1 protein-coding gene and 2 pseudogenes are annotated in these 2,376 nt (G+C 32.3%); all 3 read left to right on the top strand.

The features are described 5' to 3' along the window. Positions 1 to 180: pseudogene (locus ACKI5C_RS04190) on the top strand (pyridoxamine 5'-phosphate oxidase family protein); the annotation flags it as partial. Positions 181 to 480: 300 nt separating this feature from the next. Continuing rightward, the gene (locus ACKI5C_RS04195; protein WP_407431956.1) at positions 481 to 1,737 is read left to right on the top strand and encodes an RNA-guided endonuclease InsQ/TnpB family protein; all 1,257 of its coding nucleotides are present in this window, start codon (positions 481 to 483) and stop codon (positions 1,735 to 1,737) included. Between the two features lie 192 nt (positions 1,738 to 1,929). Next, positions 1,930 to 2,376: pseudogene (locus ACKI5C_RS04200) on the top strand (hypothetical protein); the annotation flags it as partial.

The raw sequence follows: 2,376 nt of genomic DNA on the forward strand, positions 1-2,376 counted from the left end.
GGCCAGATTAAAACATTAAAAGACAGCAACGAAAAGATAAGGGCACTTACTTTTTTAGGAGACAAGTTTTTTCCAACACATGATGAAACAGTTGAGGAAGTCTCCCGATTATTGGATAAAACTGAAGTATTCGAGATTACAATTGAACATATGACCGGAAAAATAGTTAAAGAAAAGTAAATTGCAGGCAATGTTTTGCAATATCTAAAACTTTTTAACTTTATTGTGCAAGAATTCTCCAGCTTCTTTAAGCTGGAGATGAATTGCACATTTTAGTAAGTTAGTGAATATTTTTTTTATGTGGTGGGGGAGCGATTACTTTTCAAATGCTCTCGGACAAATGCCATATATATAGTAATTATAATGTTATTAATATAGAAAGATGGGGGAAAAACTTCAAATGTTTTCGTTTTTTTCCTTTTCTTTTTTTAGTCATTTAATGGTGTATTTAGGATATTTATTAATGGAATGATGTTAAAAATGTGTGATAAAACTTTTATTTTAACTGATAAGGTTAAATTTGTTCCTGATGAAGAGATGAAAAAGAAATTATGGTTTAATATAAATACCAGTGCTTTTGTGTACAATAAAACATTGGAGTATAGTATTTACCGAGAAAATCTAGTCAAAGAATTTGGAATAGGCAACAAAGTTAAAGTAAACCGCACATACACACAAAAAATAATTAAAACATTAATAAAACAGTATCCTTTTCTAAAAGATGCTGATTCTACCTGCCTTCAAGCATCCACTGATAGACTAATAAATACCTATAACGGTTATTATGACCGCAGAACAGGTGTTCCTAAATTCAAAAAACGTAAAAAAAATCCAGTAAACTCAATTACCCTGCGAAACAACTTCTATGATACAAAAAAAGGTAGAGTAGGAACTATTAGATGGTTGTCTGAAAATGAATTGCGCATAAATAAGCTGGGAACAATAACAGTCAAGTATAGAAGACACATCAATGGTCAAATCAAGGAAGCTACATTAAAATACGAAAACGGGTGCTGGTATGTGTGTATAGTATACGAATTAGATGAAAATAGACATAGTGAATTTTCCCATGGAGGATTATATGTCGGAATAGATGTTGGACTAACTGACTTTTTAACATTTTCCAATGGAAAGGTGATAGCCAAACCTGACCTGAAGAAAATAAACGGAAGAATACAGTATTACCAGCAAAAACTCGACAAACAAAAAGAAGGCGGATCCAACTGGAAAAAAACACTAATAAAACTCCACAAATGGATAAGAAAGAAAAACAATGTAGTAAACGACTATTATCACAAAATATCCTATAATATAGTCAAACACTGCCAATTCATAGCCATGGAAACACTCAACATTCGAGGAATGCTTAAAAGCAACTTAAGCCGAAGCATTCATGAAATCGGATGGGGAAAACTCATAGAAATGATAAAATACAAAGCAGAGTTATATGGTCGTGAATTCGTACAAATCAGTCGATGGTTTCCATCGAGCAAAAAATGCCATGTTTGTGGAAAAATCAATCACGACTTAGGTCGTGAAGAAAGAGAATGGGAATGTCCTCATTGCCATGCAGTACATCAAAGAGATGTAAATGCTGCAAAAAACATTTTAGACGAAGGTCTACGCGCCACTGGTTCAATGGTGCTATGCTTAGTAGATTTCATACCTAACGGAGAAAACAAATTCATTTATAAATATGAATGGAAATGTTTTGTCGATACAGTAGGTATGGCCTAAGAATCTCCGGCTTCTACAAGCCGGAGAGGTTCAAAAATGTCAATAGCTGCAAATACCATTTGGTTCATGTTATAATTTCAAATTTATATATTATTGTATAGATAAATATAATTATTAAATTATATTATAAAATATTCATTATAAATGGACATAATGTAAAATCGATGTGATATTAATAATGGGAGCTAATTTATGGAAATTAAAAAGATATGCATCCTATTTCTTCTTTTGATAATTTCAATGGGTGCGGCTGCGGCAACTGAAGAGAACAGCGAGATTATGAAAATCAGTGATGATAGTAAAGTTATAGGGGATAATGGAATCACTTATACGTTTAAAAATTTAACTGATGATGTTGAAACATCAGGAGATTCATTCGACATTCAGCATGACTATACCTTCAACAACGAAACTGATGAAGGATATGTTGTCATTTCGAAAAACAATTTCGTGATAAATGGAAACAATCATATTATAGATGGAAATAAGCAATCCGGGATATTTAACATTACTGGAAACAATGTAACCATAAACAATTTGGTTTTAAGCAATGGTAAGTCTGCTGTAGGTGGAATAATAGACTCTACTGGAGAAGTAACATTGAATAATGTCACATTCCTCCTGAACAACGTTACCTTC

Source organism: Methanobrevibacter sp. (assembly GCF_045646045.1).
Classification (GTDB): Archaea; Methanobacteriota; Methanobacteria; order Methanobacteriales; family Methanobacteriaceae; genus Methanocatella.

Coding starts and splice junctions, on each gene's coding strand:
- ACKI5C_RS04195 (WP_407431956.1), top strand. CDS start 481: ATGTGTGATAAAACTTTTATTTTAACTGATAAGGTTAAATTTGTTCCT.